This window comes from Psychrilyobacter atlanticus DSM 19335, from assembly GCF_000426625.1.
GTDB classification, from domain to species: Bacteria; Fusobacteriota; Fusobacteriia; order Fusobacteriales; family Fusobacteriaceae; genus Psychrilyobacter; species Psychrilyobacter atlanticus.
The window spans coordinates 127,655-142,782 of the sequence record NZ_KE384548.1 but is presented as its reverse complement, the minus strand read 5'-3'; the positions used below and the strand labels follow the sequence as shown (position 1 = coordinate 142,782).

Annotated in this window: 13 protein-coding genes; 10 read left to right on the top strand and 3 right to left on the bottom strand. The window is 32.7% G+C overall.

The window, feature by feature from the left end:
• Nucleotides 1-5: 5 nt before the first annotated feature.
• The 3 genes from K337_RS0112340 to K337_RS0112330 all read left to right on the top strand — a co-directional run bounded on the left by K337_RS0112340 (nt 6) and on the right by K337_RS0112330 (nt 2,167).
• Nucleotides 6-722 carry an amino acid ABC transporter ATP-binding protein gene (locus tag K337_RS0112340; RefSeq protein ID WP_028856884.1) on the top strand — a complete coding sequence of 239 codons (717 nt, stop codon included), beginning with the start codon at nt 6-8 and terminating at the stop codon, nt 720-722.
• Between the two features lie 26 nt (nt 723-748).
• The gene (locus K337_RS20310; RefSeq protein WP_028856883.1) at nt 749-1,426 is read left to right on the top strand and encodes a 4Fe-4S binding protein; all 678 of its coding nucleotides are present in this window, start codon (nt 749-751) and stop codon (nt 1,424-1,426) included.
• A gap of 189 nt (nt 1,427-1,615) precedes the next feature.
• Nucleotides 1,616-2,167 carry a molybdenum cofactor guanylyltransferase gene (locus K337_RS0112330; protein ID WP_028856882.1) on the top strand — a complete coding sequence of 184 codons (552 nt, stop codon included), beginning with the start codon at nt 1,616-1,618 and terminating at the stop codon, nt 2,165-2,167.
• Between the two features lie 53 nt (nt 2,168-2,220).
• On the opposite strand, the gene K337_RS18460 is transcribed toward K337_RS0112330, so the two are convergent.
• Nucleotides 2,221-3,111, bottom strand: a complete 891-nt coding sequence (locus K337_RS18460) for a nucleoside hydrolase (RefSeq protein ID WP_037029892.1) — start codon at nt 3,109-3,111, stop codon at nt 2,221-2,223.
• Nucleotides 3,112-3,300: 189 nt separating this feature from the next.
• Between K337_RS18460 and K337_RS0112320 the strand changes: the two genes are divergently transcribed.
• The 4 genes from K337_RS0112320 to K337_RS0112305 all read left to right on the top strand — a co-directional run bounded on the left by K337_RS0112320 (nt 3,301) and on the right by K337_RS0112305 (nt 6,754).
• Nucleotides 3,301-3,753 carry a MarR family winged helix-turn-helix transcriptional regulator gene (locus K337_RS0112320; protein ID WP_028856881.1) on the top strand — a complete coding sequence of 151 codons (453 nt, stop codon included), beginning with the start codon at nt 3,301-3,303 and terminating at the stop codon, nt 3,751-3,753.
• A gap of 3 nt (nt 3,754-3,756) precedes the next feature.
• Nucleotides 3,757-4,203 carry a GNAT family N-acetyltransferase gene (locus K337_RS0112315; protein ID WP_028856880.1) on the top strand — a complete coding sequence of 149 codons (447 nt, stop codon included), beginning with the start codon at nt 3,757-3,759 and terminating at the stop codon, nt 4,201-4,203.
• A 238-nt stretch (nt 4,204-4,441) separates the two neighbouring features.
• The gene (locus tag K337_RS0112310; protein WP_028856879.1) at nt 4,442-5,863 is read left to right on the top strand and encodes a monomeric [FeFe] hydrogenase; all 1,422 of its coding nucleotides are present in this window, start codon (nt 4,442-4,444) and stop codon (nt 5,861-5,863) included.
• 168 nt (nt 5,864-6,031) lie between these two features.
• On the top strand, nt 6,032-6,754 hold the full coding sequence (locus tag K337_RS0112305) for a sulfite exporter TauE/SafE family protein (RefSeq protein ID WP_051251770.1): 723 nt from the start codon (nt 6,032-6,034) through the stop codon (nt 6,752-6,754).
• Between the two features lie 67 nt (nt 6,755-6,821).
• Here the strand turns inward: K337_RS0112305 and K337_RS0112300 are convergent, their stop codons facing one another.
• Together K337_RS0112300 and fdhF are read right to left on the bottom strand one after the other, a co-directional pair.
• The gene (locus K337_RS0112300; protein WP_028856877.1) at nt 6,822-8,528 is read right to left on the bottom strand and encodes a [FeFe] hydrogenase, group A; all 1,707 of its coding nucleotides are present in this window, start codon (nt 8,526-8,528) and stop codon (nt 6,822-6,824) included.
• Complete coding sequence (fdhF, locus tag K337_RS19620; RefSeq protein WP_084140884.1) at nt 8,528-11,200, bottom strand: formate dehydrogenase subunit alpha; 2,673 nt, start codon at nt 11,198-11,200, stop codon at nt 8,528-8,530. Before fdhF ends, K337_RS0112300 begins: the two co-directional genes overlap by 1 nt.
• 250 nt (nt 11,201-11,450) lie before the next feature.
• Here fdhF and fdhD point away from each other — a divergent pair, with 250 nt between their 5' ends.
• The 3 genes from fdhD to K337_RS0112275 all read left to right on the top strand — a co-directional run bounded on the left by fdhD (nt 11,451) and on the right by K337_RS0112275 (nt 15,037).
• Entirely contained in the window at nt 11,451-12,158 is a 708-nt protein-coding gene (gene fdhD, locus K337_RS0112285; protein WP_028856874.1) for a formate dehydrogenase accessory sulfurtransferase FdhD, read from the top strand.
• Nucleotides 12,159-12,235: 77 nt separating this feature from the next.
• Nucleotides 12,236-13,018 carry an ABC transporter substrate-binding protein gene (locus K337_RS0112280; protein ID WP_037029890.1) on the top strand — a complete coding sequence of 261 codons (783 nt, stop codon included), beginning with the start codon at nt 12,236-12,238 and terminating at the stop codon, nt 13,016-13,018.
• A 48-nt stretch (nt 13,019-13,066) separates the two neighbouring features.
• A complete protein-coding gene (locus K337_RS0112275; protein ID WP_028856872.1) occupies nt 13,067-15,037 on the top strand; it encodes an amylo-alpha-1,6-glucosidase in 1,971 nt (656 codons plus the stop codon).
• Nucleotides 15,038-15,128: the final 91 nt, after the last annotated feature.

The window sequence follows — 15,128 nt, the reverse complement described above, 5'->3', positions numbered from 1 at the left end:
TATCTGTGCAGTTAAAGTTAAAAAACATAAAAAAATCATATGAACAGTTAATTATCAAAGATATCAGTTTGGAATTATCGGGTTATAAATCTATTGGAATTATCGGAAAAAGCGGATGTGGAAAATCTACACTTCTCAGACTGCTGGCAGGGATTGAATTTGCTGATGCAGGCGAAATAATTATAAATAATACATCTGTTGATAAAAGTAATTTGAAAGAATATCAAAATAAGATTGGAATGGTTTTTCAACAGCATAACCTTTTCCCCCACTTATCTCTTTTAAAAAATATAAGCCTAATTTTAGAAAAAACAAAAGGTTATGAAAAGGAAGAAGCTGAGGAGATAGGGAAAAACCTTTTAAAACAGCTGCATTTAAAAAATGAAATGCATAAGAAACCTTCAAAAGTTTCAGGAGGGCAAGCTCAAAGAGCAGCAATAGCCAGAGCACTATCAACTGATCCAAAATTAATCTTCATGGATGAACCTACAGCGGCCCTTGATCCGATACTTACAAGAGAGGTGTTAGAAGCAGTTACTGAATTAAGAGTTTCTGGAAAACATTTTATTTTTGTAACACACGAAATAAGTTTTGTAAAAAAGTTTGCGGATTATGTATTGTTTATGGATGATGGAAAAATTCATGAAAAAGGTGAAATTAGTATTTTAACAGATCCAAATACAGAAAAATTAAAAAAATTTTTAGAACACGAACAATTTTAAATAAAATAAAACAAGGAAGTGATGAGATGAAAATTAAAGAAATCTATGAATTATTTGATAGGATTGGTGTTCTGACTTTTTCCACCATTCACAATAACGAAGTTCACAGCAGAGTAGCTCATTTTAACGGATGTGATGAAGAGGGAATATATTTTAGAACTATGTGGAATAAACCTTTTGCGAGACAACTTATGGAAACTGGAAAAATAACTGTCTGTGGTATAAGTGATACCAAAATATTATCTCATGATGGAGACTTAGGAGCAGAATTCCCTCCAGGTTATTCTGTCAGACTTATCGGTGAAGTCAAATTTATATCTGAAGAAGAAATCAGAGAAAAAGCCAAAACAAATAAAGAACTCAAACTGGCTGTATATGATATGGATAAATATTCAGCTATGAAAAAAGGAAACTTCATGATACATAAGGCAAAAGTTGAGATCTTTGATTATGATTTCTCGTGTAAAAATAGAGATCATAAATTATTGAGAACAAGAATGGCATTTGGCGGAATGACTTATAATGAAGCTGGTCCAACTATTACAGATAAGTGTATCCAGTGTGGGTTGTGTTATAAAAAATGCAGCTTTAAAGCCATAGAAAAAGGAAGCTCCTATAGTGTGATTTCTGAAAGATGTGACGATTGTGGTGACTGTATTTCAGTATGTCCGGTGGATGCAATAGAGTTATCTTCTCCATTTTAAGATAAAAATTGTAACTAAATTATATATTTAAACTTTGCATTCCTGAATTATATGTAAAATATATTTTTAGTCATAAAAAGAGAAAAAATAAAAACAGAAAATTCAATTTCAATAAATAATTATGTAAGTTTAAAACTCCATATGATATTATAGAATATATAAAATATATAATTTTAGGAGTACCTGATTATGAAAAAAAATATTGCCCTTCTTGCAGGGGGAAAAAATTCCCGAATGGGTGGATTTACCAAATCATTTTTAAAATTTAAAAATGAATATTTTCTTCAAAGAGTTTTGAAAGAATTCAATGACTTTCATAAAATAGTCATAATATCCAATGAAAAAAAACTATACAAAGAATATCAAGTTGAGACATTTGAAGACCTCATAAAGGATATAGGACCCTTAGGAGGGATATATACAGCCCTTTCATCTATCAACGACAGCTGCTTTATTGTAGCCTGTGATATGCCGTTTTTAAACCAAGAAAAGATCCTAAATTTTTATAACGATTTAGATCATTATGATGCTGTAATCCCAGTCTACAAGAATCGACCCCAGCCTCTCTGTGCTCTCTATAATATAAGTGTTCTCAAATATATAAAAGAAGCCATAGATAACGATGATTTCAAGATAATGATCCCCTTAAAAAAAGCCAGGGTTAAATTTGTAGAGATAGATGACGACAAGTTATTTATAAATATAAATACTCCTGAAGAATACCGGGCATTGACTCTCTAGATTCAGATTATTCAAAAAGGTGGTTTCTGTAGAATGCAGAAACCACCTTTTATTTATTTTAATGTTTCAATTAAATATTTCTTAAACCAGTCTTTATTAAAATCAACAGCTACTTTTATTTTACCACCTTTAAAATTTTCAGCAGTTTCTCCCCTTTTTTCCTCTATTCCAACCAGTATATTTTTCTCCTCAAACTTAAAAGCGTTATTATATATAGGTGCAATCAGAGCTATTGTATCGTGAAACACCACACTTGTCATCCCAATTTTTTCCCTTACTCTAAACATCGAATCAAAAATTTCCATAGTAACTTTACTGTATTTAGAATCCGATTTTCTGATCTCTTCTAATTCATCAGCTGCAAATTGCCCCTTCATAGTGGCATCTAATCCAATCATTTTTACTTCTAACCCTGAATTAAATACTATATTGGCTGCCTCTGGATCGACATATATATTAAACTCTGCATGGGGAGTTATGTTTCCGCCGCAAAGTGATCCTCCCATAATAGTTATACCCTTTAAAAGTTTTTTTAATTCCGGGTATTTAATCAATGCATTGGCAACATTTGTTAATGGTCCCACTGCAACTAATTCAAGCTCTTGAGGATATTTTTTGGCACACTTCAAATAAAATTCTGAATATCCTTCAAAACCTTCCTTGGATGAATTTGGCAGCTCTATATCTCCCATCCCTGTTTCTCCATGAAATTCAGTTGCTGTATGTAAATCTCTTGTCAACGGTTTTTTCAATCCTCTGTAGACATCTATCTCTTCATTTAAATATTCTAAAAGATTTAATGCATTTCTTGTTGTATGAGAAAGTTCTACATTCCCTGCCACCGTAGTTATTCCAAGCATATCTATATTCTTGTCTGCTAAGCCTATTATAATAGCTAAAGCATCATCCATTCCAGGGTCGCAATCTAATATTATTTTTTGCATATAATCCTCCTATTTCTTTTATAACATAGTATCATATCAAAGTTTGTTTCTCAATAAATCTAGATTCGATTTTAATTTTAAATTTTTTTGTTTTATACTCTCCTAATATTTTTATCAAAAACTATTTTTGTTGAAAATTCAACAAAAATATGGTATCTTATTTTTATAAACAAAAAAAGAGGAGATTCCATGAATAAAATATTTAGAGAGATCGGAATGATAGCCCGATGCACAGCAACCATAAGTGATATTGAATTTAAAGAGATCAACCTTGCTAAGGGACAGTATCTGTATTTAGTGAGGATCTATGAAAACCCGGGAATCATTCAGGAAAGGGTGGCCGATATGCTAAAAGTGGACAGGACCACTGCAGCCAAAGCAATAAAAAAGCTGGTAGAAATGGAATTGGTAAAAAAAACAAAGAGTGAAAACAATAAAAAAGAGCTGAAACTTTACTGCACTCCCAAAGGGGAAGAGGTCTATCCCTTCCTCCAAAAAGAGGAAGAATATACAGTACAGTCAGCCATGGAAGGGATGAGCCCAGAGGAAAAAGAGATGGTTTTTGAACTCCTCCATAGGATGAGAATAAATATTGAAAAAGAATGGAAGGATATCAAAAAAGGAAATAAAAGGAGGTATTAAAAAATGAATTTAGAGATAAAAAAATTTAATGAACTTACAGTGGAGGAGCTCTATGAAATACTGAGAGTAAGATCTGAAGTATTTGTAGTGGAACAAAACTGTGTCTACAACGATCAAGATGGGAAAGATATAGAATCTATTCATATTATGATTGTAGAAGGTGCTAAAATTATGGCTTATTTAAGGGTTATAAAACCGGGAGTTTCATATGATGATGCTTCCATAGGAAGAGTTTTGGTAACTTCGGAAGCTAGAAAAAAAGGATTAGCCAGAAAAATTGTTTGTGCCGGAATAAATTATATAATCAATAACTGGAACGAAAATAAAATAACCATAGGAGCCCAAAATTATTTAAGAGATTTCTATGAAAGTTTAGGTTTTGAAGCTGTTTCTGAGGTCTATTCAGAGGATGGGATTCCCCACTTAGATATGACATATAATAAGAAATAAGTTGTAGCTTTTAAACAATTTAATACTATATTCATCCAAGCCTTTTTACATTAAGAGATTATTCTTTCACTCTTAACTTAATGTAAAGAGGTTTTTTTATAAAAAATACAATAATCAAAACCTTCTTTTTTCTATCTTTTTAAGCCTGACTTAATTATTTTTTAATTTTACTTTACACAATTCTTAAATGAGTATATAATTACAACAAATACAAATGTTTTAAGAATTGGGAGGAAGTATGAGCATAAAATTAAATTCAGTTAAGGAGTTAAGGAAGCTTACTCTGCAGGCAATCGTAGATCTTTATGAAAATGGAGTGTTATTAGAAGAACTTACCAAATTGCCTAAGATGCTGTTAAGTGGGGAAAAACCAACCTACAGAGATTCAATTTACAGGGAAAGAGAAGTTTTAAAACAGAGAATAAAAGTATATTTAAATCTCAACATCTATAAAGTCAGAGATATGGAACTTTTTGAATTATTAGACCTTTTAAAAAAGAAATTTAATTGTGAAAAAATTCCTGCTGAGTACGAAGGAAGAGATCACGCTGTGGAAGTTATCGAAGAGGCATGCGACCAATGTCCAAGTGGTCAATATTATGCAACCGACCTTTGTAGAAATTGTATAGCTCAATCTTGTAAGGCAATATGCCCTAAAAATGCAGTTACATTTTCTAATGGAAGAGCTATAATCGATGCAGAAAAATGTGTAGGATGCGGCCTTTGTGAAAAAGCATGTGATTATTCTGCAATAGTTAAACTTTCAAGACCTTGTGAGAAAGCATGCGGTGTGGGAGCTATAAAAGCTGATAAAAAAGGTGTAGCTAGTATCGATAGAACCAAATGTGTTTCATGTGGAGCATGCTATTCTGCCTGTCCATTTGGTGCTATAGAATCTCCAACCCATCTAATAGATGTTGTATCTCATATAAAAAATAAAAATAAAGTTGTTGCTATGTTTGCTCCATCTATAATTACACAATTTGGAGCAGGGATTACTTTAGAAAAAATAAAATCATTATTTTTAGAGCTTGGATTTTCTAAATCTGTCGAAGTAGCACTTGGTGCAGACATGGTAATTGACGAGGAAGCCAGTGAAATGGAGACAAGAGAGGAAAAAATGACTACTTCCTGCTGTCCTGCTTTCTACGAATATATAAAACTTCATCAGCCAGATATGACAAAATACATATCACATGTAGATTCTCCTATGATGGCTCTGGCTAAAAAGCTTAAAGAGGAAGATTCTGAATATAAAATTGTATTTATAGGACCTTGTACTGCTAAAAAAATAGAGGCTGTAAAATATGAGGTAGTAGATAACGTATTAACCTATACAGATATATTATCATGGACAGATGCCAGAGGAATTGATATTAAAACTTTAGCAAGTGAACAAATTGAAGGAAGCTACGATGGATGGAATTTTGCTAAAAGTGGAGGAGTTGCACAGGCTGTTGTAAATAAGTGTGAAAAGGAACTTCAATTAATTCAAATGGACGGAATCAAGGAAGGTGCTCAAGCCTTTAAACAATTTAGATTAGCTAAGTCAAATACATTGTTAGAAGGTATGGGATGTAAAGGTGGATGTATATGCGGACCAAGTGTAATTCAAAGACCTCTCGTGGCAAAAACAATGCTTACAAAATTAAAAAGATAGATCTCACTGAATATAAAAAGAGGCTTTCATACGAAAGCCTCTTTTATTCTAAATTATAGATTTATCAGAGGAAAAATTTTGTTCAAAAACTTACAGAGACAAAAGAATTATAAAAAATTAAACGAATATGATATAATTTGTCTTAATTAAATTATTTTGGAGGATATTATGGAACTTATATACATTGGAGCAATCTTCTTTTTTTCAACCTTTGTTCAGGGATTCACCAGTTTTGGATTTTCTTTAATAGCCATTCCACTACTTTCGTTATTTTTTGATACCAAGTTAATCATAATTGTAACCGTAACCTACAGCATTATAATCAATGGGATTATAGTGAAAAAATACTATAGAGATACTAAGTTAAAAAAAATAATGCCCCTCCTGATCTCAGCAATTATTTTTACCTTTGTAGGAGTATCCTACCTTCAGATTATAAATGAATATATTTTAAAATTAATTATCGGATTATTACTAATAGTAATAGGTATCATCAATAGTTTTGGAATAAGAATTAATTTAAAAAAACCAGAAAAATACTATCTTCCCGTAGGAGCAGTCTCTGGAGTTTTAAATGGGATTGGCGGTATTTCAGGACCTCCAGTTCTAGTGTTCTTGTCAAATATAGATTTAAATAGAGCCCAATTTAAGGCGACACTGTCATCTTATTTTTTCACTCTAAATATAGTAGCCATCCTTACCTATATCTATAAGGGGTTTTACACTCCTGAAAATCTTAAGATAATTTGGACCTACCTCCCCCATGTAATCATCGGTACTGCAATAGGAGTATATGCCTCAACAAAAGTGGAGGAGAAACTATTTAAGAAAGTAATTAATTTTGCTATCCCAGTGATGGGATTGAATATAGTATGGAAGTTATTTGGATAGATAGTAAATTATACTTTTTCTAAAAAATCAAAAGAGGGCTATATAATATAGCCCTCTTTTAATAAATTTATTTATTTCTAGATTTATAGTTGGTATGTAATAGGTGGTGACTCTTATGTCCCCCTGGTTTACCCAAATAATCTTCATAAAGTTTTTTTACCTCTATATTTTCATGGGATTTCCTTAAAACAGATTTTTCATCTGAATCATATAATCCTATTTTTCTATCCGCAACAACTCTCATATTGTCTGGGGCAGGTGCTCCTCCCCCATTTAAACATCCTCCAACACAAGCCATTACTTCAATAAAATCAACTTCTGTTTCACCTTTTTTTATTGACTCTAAAAATGGAGTTGCATTCTTGATTCCATTTATTACTGCAACATTAACTTCTTTTCCTGCTAAGACAAGATTTGCTCTTCTTACCCCTTCAAATCCCCTTACCTCTTTATATTCCAGCGAATGACTAGTTTCTCCCAATACATCAGAAACTGTTCTGAGAGCCGCTTCCATTACTCCACCAGTCGAAGCAAATATTCTGGCCGCTCCTGTCCCCTCTCCTAGAAGTTGGTCAAATTCTTCTTCTTTTTCATAGTCAGCTAAATTTATTTTGTTTAATCTAAATAACTTAGCTAATTCCCTAGTTGTTATTACTAAATCCACATCTCTGTTTCCATCATGATCTTCCATTACATCCCTGATAATTTCATCTTTTTTAGCCGTACAAGGCATTATAGAAACTGAATACACCTCAGAAGGCTTTACTCCCGATACCTTTGAATAATAACTTTTAGATAGGGCTCCAAATATTTGCTGAGGAGATTTACAAGATGATAAATTATCTAAAAATTCAGGATGGTTGATCTCAGCATAATTTATCCACCCTGGACAACAAGATGTAAACATGGGTAATTTCCCACCATTTGTAAACCTGTCTAAGAATTCTGTCCCCTCTTCCATAATAGTTACATCAGCACTAAAATCTGTAGAGAACACTTTATCAAAACCTAGATCTTTAAGGGCCGCAACCATTCTTTTAGTTATATCTGTTCCCGGTAAGATACCAAATTCCTCTCCTATGGTATTTTTAATAGCCGGTGCCATTTGAACAACTATATGTTTCATAGGATTTTTAAGATCATAGTTTAAATTCTTTAGGTCTATCTTTTCATGTAGAGCTCCTACTGGACATATTTTTACACACTGTCCACATGAGATACAATCAGTTTCAGCTACCGTACCGTGAGTCATTCCTATAGACCCATCCTCTTCTACACAATAAACCCCAATTCCCTGGATCTCATCACATACTTTTACACATTTTTGACATTTTATACATTTATTCATATCCCTTACAAATGCAGATGAAGAGTTATCTATCGCTACTTTTTCACGGGTTCCGTCTCCCCTGTTTTCTACACCATATTCATAGGATATATTTTGTAATTCACAGTCTCCCATTGCTTTTTCACAAGTCAGACAGTCATTGGAATGATCCTTTAATATCTCTTTAATCCTGTCTTTTCTGAATTCTTCCACCTCATCTGAATGAGTGTTCAATTCCATCCCGGCTTCAGGGTAATTATCACAAGTTGTAACTAGTCCTCTTCCTACAACCTCTACCGAACAGATCTTACATACTCCTGCAGGACTTATATCTTCATGATGACATAGAGTAGGGATTTCTATCCCCATTGCATTTATATTTTGTAAAAGAGTTTTTTCTGTATCAAATATAGATTTTTTTTGATTTATTATAACTTTTACTTCCATTATTTTTTCACCTCATATTTTTCTATAGATACAGTTACTAATTTTAATTCCGGTTCACCAGATTTTTCATCTAAAGCTTCTGTTCCTGTTAACATATTTGCTGATCCTTCTGCAAAATGGAAAGGCATAAATACTGTTCCTTTTAAAATCTTTTTAGTTTCAAGAACTTTTGTTTGAATAGAACCTCTTCTAGAAGTTACAGTTACCATCTCTCCATCTTTTACCCCTATTTCTTCACAAGTTAATGGATTTATCTCAATATAAGATTCCGGTGACTTTTCATGTAACCCTTCTGTTTTCGCTGTCATAGTTCTAGTGTGATAGTGATATAGATTTCTACCATTAGTCAATACATATGGATATTTCTCATCTACTATCTCTGCTGGCAGATCATATTCTACAGGAACTATTAATCCCTTTCCTCTCATAGGTCCATCTACATGAAGAATAGGTGTCCCAGGATGATTTTTATCCTTTACAGGCCATTGTAATCCTTCTTTTTCTATCCTGTCATAAGATATCCCTGCATATTGAGGTATCAATCTGGCCATCTCATCCATAATATCGGCAGGAGTGTCATAGTGAACATCGTATCCAAATTCATTCATAAGTTCCATAAATATTAACCAGTCAGCCTTGGCTTCCCCACAGCCTTTTATAGCAGCTCTTACTCTCTGTACCTTTCTTTCGGTATTTGTAAATGTACCGTCTTTTTCAGCAAATGACAGTGCCGGTAAGATAAGGTCTGCATATTTAGCAGTTTCTGTCATAAAGATATCCTGAACTACCAAGAAATCTAAAGATTCTAAAGATTGAATGATATGGGTTGTATCTGGATCAGAAACAACTGGGTTTTCTCCCATAATAAATAAGAATTTTAGATCCTTATGATGAGCAGCATCCATAATTTGTGTTATAGTTAGTCCTACTTTTGAAGGTAGTTCAACACCCCACTCTTCTTTATATAATTTTCTAAATTTTTCATCTTTAATACTCTTATATCCAGGTAGCGTATCTGGGAATGCCCCCATATCACACGATCCCTGCACGTTATTTTGTCCTCTCAGAGGATTGATTCCTGTTCCAGGTCTTCCCATCTGTCCTGTTATTAAGGCCAGGTTTGATAGCGCTATTACAGCATTTGTACCTGTTTTAAACTGAGTTATCCCCATTGCATAATAGATTGAAGAAGCTTTACTCGTTGCATATAATCTTGCCGCTTCTACTATTTTTTCAGGAGCTACTCCAGATATTTCTGAAGCCATCTCAGGAGTATATTTTTTTACCATTTCCTTTAACTCTTCATATCCTTCAGTATGGTTTTTAATATAATCTTTATTAACCAGGTTCTCTGAAATAATTACATTAATCATTCCATTTATAAGAGCTATATTAGCTCCTACATTTACCTGCATAAATACGTCAGCCTCTTCCGATAGATCTATTTCCCTCGGGTCAGCTAATATTAATTTGGATCCATTTCTCTTTGCTTGTTTTATCTTAGCTCCTATTACAGGATGATTTTCTCTTGGATTTGATCCTATTACAAAGATTAAATCCGAATCTTTTGCTTCCTGGATACTATTTGTCATAGCTCCACTTCCTAATGTAGTTGCAAGCCCGGCAACTGTTGCAGAATGTCAGAGACGGGCACAGTGATCTATATTATTGGTTCCAATTGAAACTCTCATTAGTTTTTGAAATAAGAAGTTATCTTCATTGGTACATCTGGCAGAAGCTAATCCTCCAAGTGCATCAGGACCAAATTCTCCCTTTATTCCATTGGCTTTAGATACAAATAATTCATACGCTTCCTTCCAAGTAGCCTCTCTAAACTTTCCATTTTCTTTGATTAATGGAGTTTTTAGTCTCTCTGGATGATCTATAAATTTATATCCAAATTTCCCTTTTACACACAGTAATCCATCGTTAGGGCTGGCAAGTACTGGTTCTACTCCAACTACTTTATCTTTTTTCGTAATAAGATCGAATTGGCATCCAACACCACAGTATGAACAAGTTGTCTGGGTTTTTTTTACTTCCCAATTTCTATATTTTGTCTTTTCCTTGGCTTGAAGAGCTCCTACAGGACAGACACTTACACAGTTCCCGCAAAATACACAGTCAGAATTATTTGTTACTGTGCCTCCCGCTACCTTTACCCTCTTTTTATCACTATCTAAAGTTAATACATCGTTACATTGTTGTGTTTTGCATACCTCAACACATTTCCCACATGAGATACATTTATTTGGGTCTATATCATAAAATGGATTACTTCTATCTAAAGAAAGTTCTTCTCTGCATTTATTATGCTTTTGTTCTACACCGTATTCATAGCAGTAATCCTGTAATTTGCAATGTCCTGATTTTTTACATACCAGACAGTCCAATGGATGATCTACGATTATTGACTCTAATATCTCTCTTCTCTTTTCTATTATTTCCGGAGTATGAGTTTTTATCTCTAATCCCTCTTCTACCACTACAGAACATCCCTTTACTATTTCACCATTACACTCTACAACACATATCCCACACTTATCTTCTGTTTCAAATCTTTCATCATAACAAAATGTTGGTATAATGTGTCCTGTTGATTCTGCCGCCTGGCAAATAGTCATATTTTTTGAAGTTTTTACTTCCTGACCATTGATATTAATCTTAACCATCTTAAGATATCCTCCTATAAAACTTAAAAAACAATTTAATTTTTTCTTTGCTACTTAAAAATTTCACATTCACAGAGATAATTTTACCTCCTATACTAAAATAAATCAATCATTTTTTTCATATGACTTAACGTTTTTTTCATATGACTTAACGTTTTTTGTATTTTTTAAGATTATTTTAATTTAATTTAACATTCATACCTTAAAAATGGTATAATTACAAAAAAATAAAAAAGGGGTAAATAAAACTATGTATCCAGTTTGCGAAGAAATCAATGTCACCATGTTTATAAACAATACAAAATTCATAACATTTATGTGTACTCCCGATAATTTAAAAGAATTAGCTATAGGCCACCTGTATACACGAAATCTTATTGAAGATATAGATGATATCGACTCTATCAGAGTTTGTAATAGTCTAAAAAATATCTATATTACATCTGAATTTATCTCTATAGAGGAGGATCTGTCTTTAAGCACTGTATTATCAAGCTCATGTGGCAGTTCCCCAGACTTTAATCTAAAATTAAATCAAGTTTTAGAATCCCAGACCTCCTTTGATCTAAAAGCGTTAAAAAATGCAACTATAGAGATGTTTAAATTAGCAGTAAAACATCAGGAAACAGGGGGGATGCATAGCTGCGCTGTATACAATGCAAAAAAAGATATAATAGCTATTGAAGATGTAGGTAGGCATAATGCTGTAGATAAGATCATAGGAGCTTGTCTCATTAAAAACTATGATCTAGAAAATAGTGCAATCATTTCAACTGGCAGGATATCTACCGATATGGTATTAAAATGTACCGGTGCAAAAGTTCCTGTAGTTGTAACTAGAAGTATCCCTACAAGCTCAGCATTAGAATTAGCTAAACAAAATGGAGTTACAGTGATTGGAAGAATAATGGCTAGTGAGCCCATTATCTATGTAAATGAAGATCGAATATCGAAGTAGTACAAACTAAATTTATAGATACAGTCAAAAATATTTCTGCCATTTTTATTGTCGCACTTATTTTATTGGAGGATATCATGAAAAAAATTATTTTTACACTTATGTTATTAATATCACTAACTAGTTTTGGAGCTTCGGATCAACTTCTGTTAGCAACTACTACCAGTGTAAGAGATAGTGGTCTTTTAGACTATATATTACCTGAATTTGAAAAAGAAACTGGGATTGACGTTAAATTTGTAGCAGTTGGTACAGGTCGTGCCCTTAAGATGGGAGAAGACGGTGAAGTGGATGCTCTTCTTGTTCATGCTAAAACATCTGAACTTAAATTTATTAAAGCCGGACACGGAATAGATAGAGTTCAATTCATGCACAACTTTTTCATTGTTGTAGGACCTGAAGATGGAAACAAATTCAAAAATTTAAACGATGCACTTAACAAGATAGACAAAAACAAATATAAGTTTGTATCTAGAGGAGATGACTCAGGTACAAATAAAAAAGAAATTTCTCTTTGGAAAAATGAAAATATAAATACAGATAAAGACTGGTATATGTCAAGTGGAAACGGTATGGCTGCTACCCTTAAAATTGCTAGTGAAAAAGGATGTTATACCCTTACAGACATGTCTACTTACCTTCACCTTAAGGACAAGTTAAATTTAGATATCAAAGTAAATAACGACCAAAACTTAATAAATGAATATAGTGTTATTACTATAAATCCAGATAAAAATAAGATGATCAACTATAAAAATGCTAAAATATTTATGAACTGGATTACATCTAAGGAAACTAAAAAACTTATCTCTACATACGGTGTAGAAGAATTCAAAATGCCGCTATTCATAGTTGAATAGGTTCATTTTGTAAAGAACAAACTGTTTTAGAAAAAAAGGGAGGGGAAAATTATAATAGGAAGAAGCATCTTAGGTAATTATGCAGAGGGGACAAATAGAGAATGGCTTTTATCCAATGGATTAGGTTCATTTTGCTCTGGTTCCATAAATGGAAACTTAGCTCGCAGCTACCATGGTATGTTTATAAAATCATTTATCCCTCCCCTTAATAGGATGATGACTTTTCATAAGATTGAAGAAAGTTTGAATGAAACTGATTTATTCACCTATAAAACAATCGACGCTAGTAAAGAATATATACACAAAGGCTTTAAAAATATTGAAAGTTTTGAAATTAATCCATTTCCTAAATGGATTTTTTCTATAAATGGCACTATTTTAGAAAAAGAAATTTTTATGCCTTTCGAAAGAGAGATGGTGGTAACAAAATATCGTATCTTAGCTTCTGCCAGAGAGGTAAATAAATTAGATACCAATTTATTTTTTGATTATAGAGATTATCATGAAGTTTTAAATAGAAACAAATTTGATTTAAGAGTAAAGGATAACCAGGTTTCTTTTGCCGATAAATCTATCTATATCTATACCAACGGGCAATTAGAGGAGCTCCCTTTTACTGAAGAAAAGGAAGATTTCTATGGTAATACTATCCCGGGAAGTATAAGAAAAAATATAGCTTATGATATTGAATTAGATGAAAGAGGCGGCAAAGACTTAGGTTCTAGCTATAATTTATTAAAAACATCTATTTCATTAAAAAAAGGGGAAGATTTTTATATCATCGCCTCCTTTGATAAGTTAAACAATACAGACTTAGATATAAATTTGTTATATCAGCATGAGATAGAACGAATAAATAAATTAAAAGATATGACCTCCAAAGAAGATAAACTTTTACGTGATCTAGCCGTTGCCTGTGATGATTTTATTACATACAGAAAGGGAATAGACGGGAAAACTATCCTAGCCGGTTATCCATGGTTTGGTGACTGGGGCAGAGATACCATGATTGCTTTACCCGGTCTTACCCTCTCAACTGGCAGATTTGAAGATGCTAGATCTATATTAAAAACATTTGCAAGATATTGCAGTGATGGTATGCTTCCCAATGTATTTCCTGCTTTTGAAGGTGAAAAATTACAATATAATACAATTGATGCTGCACCATGGTATTTCTTTGCAGTATTAAAGTATCTAGAATATACCAATGACTATAGTTTTATTGAGGAGGAGATCTATCCGACATTAAAGGATATAGTTTCCTATCATATAAAAGGAACTCGCTATAATATCCATATCGATGAGAATGGATTTTTAAATGGGGGAGGTGAGAATACCCAGCTCACTTGGATGGATGTAAAATATAAGGACTGGGCTGTAACTCCTAGATATGGTAAACCTGTTGAAATACAAGCTCTTTGGTATAATGGGATGAAACTAATGGAAAAATTGAGTGAAAAATTTAGGGAAGATAACCAGACCTATACAAATCTTGCCAATAGATTAAAAGAAAATTTTGAAAAGGAATTTTGGAATGAAAAAGATCAGTGTCTATACGATTATATAGGTGGGGAGAAAAATTCCGATATAAGACCAAATCAAATATTTGTTATTTCACTTCCCCACTCTCTTCTAACCAAAGAAAAAGAGAAACTTATAGTTGATAGAGTATTTAAAGATCTATATACTTCTAAAGGTTTAAAATCATTAGATAAAAATAACCCTCATTATAAAGGTGTTTATTTCGGAAACCTCTATGAGAGAGATTCTTGTTACCATCAAGGAACAGTCTGGGCTTGGCCTATGGGGCATTTTATCGGAGCATACAATAAGGTCTATAAGAATAAATCGGAAAATAAAATACTGCTTAATGGATTAATCCATCATTTTTATGGGGAAGGATGTATCAACTCTATTTCAGAAATTTTTGATGGGGATAAACCATTCAAAGCTCGTGGGTGCTTTGCTCAAGCTTGGTCAGTCTCAGAACTTCTAAGGGCTCTAAAGGAATACTGCTAAAGTTATACAATAGAGTGAAGTTACAATCAATCACAATGAAAGTCTTCATAAATAAATAAAAATGGTATCACAAAATTCATTTAGAGCTTTG

Bases quoted from the DNA above. Each gene is read 5' to 3' on its own strand.
- K337_RS20310 (WP_028856883.1), top strand. From the start codon at position 749: ATGAAAATTAAAGAAATCTATGAATTATTTGATAGGATTGGTGTTCTG.
- K337_RS0112330 (WP_028856882.1), top strand. From the start codon at position 1,616: ATGAAAAAAAATATTGCCCTTCTTGCAGGGGGAAAAAATTCCCGAATG.
- K337_RS18460 (WP_037029892.1), bottom strand. From the start codon at position 3,111: ATGCAAAAAATAATATTAGATTGCGACCCTGGAATGGATGATGCTTTA.
- K337_RS0112320 (WP_028856881.1), top strand. From the start codon at position 3,301: ATGAATAAAATATTTAGAGAGATCGGAATGATAGCCCGATGCACAGCA.
- K337_RS0112315 (WP_028856880.1), top strand. From the start codon at position 3,757: ATGAATTTAGAGATAAAAAAATTTAATGAACTTACAGTGGAGGAGCTC.
- K337_RS0112310 (WP_028856879.1), top strand. From the start codon at position 4,442: ATGAGCATAAAATTAAATTCAGTTAAGGAGTTAAGGAAGCTTACTCTG.
- K337_RS0112305 (WP_051251770.1), top strand. From the start codon at position 6,032: ATGGAACTTATATACATTGGAGCAATCTTCTTTTTTTCAACCTTTGTT.
- K337_RS0112300 (WP_028856877.1), bottom strand. From the start codon at position 8,528: ATGGAAGTAAAAGTTATAATAAATCAAAAAAAATCTATATTTGATACA.
- fdhD (WP_028856874.1), top strand. From the start codon at position 11,451: ATGTATCCAGTTTGCGAAGAAATCAATGTCACCATGTTTATAAACAAT.
- K337_RS0112280 (WP_037029890.1), top strand. From the start codon at position 12,236: ATGAAAAAAATTATTTTTACACTTATGTTATTAATATCACTAACTAGT.